This window comes from Oleiphilus sp. HI0080 (genome assembly GCF_001635135.1).
The window spans coordinates 1-407 of record NZ_LWFU01000891.1 but is presented as its reverse complement, the minus strand read 5'-3'; the positions used below and the strand labels follow the sequence as shown (position 1 = coordinate 407).

Annotated in this window: 1 protein-coding gene; it reads right to left on the bottom strand. The window is 50.1% G+C overall.

The window, feature by feature from the left end:
• The coding region (locus tag A3751_RS17705; protein ID WP_156492595.1) for a TRAP transporter large permease subunit at positions 1 to 407 on the bottom strand (407 nt) is incomplete at both ends.

Here is a 407-nt window from a genome sequence, read left to right as displayed (position 1 = left end):
CCCAAGTAAAATCGCAAATACCATGGCTGTTACAACGACAGTCTCACGTGCACTTTCCCAAAGCATCTTGATATTGAATTGCCCATAACAGAGTGCCAACACTAGGGCGCCCACGCCACCTAAAGCCGAACTCTCCGTTGGCGTTGCAATGCCCGCGAAAATAGAGCCAAGCACCAACACAATCAATAACAAAGGAGGCAAGATTGCAAACAAAGCCGTTTTCAGTGCTGCGAAGCCATCTTGCTCAATCGGCGGCATGGGTGGCGCTTTGTCTGGATCGCGCACCGTCACAAAAATGATGTAACCAATATAAAGGCCGATGAGTAAAAGGCCTGGCGCAACGGCCGCCTGAAACAGGTCCCCAACAGGCAAACCAAGAACGTCGCCAAGAATGATCAGAATGATAG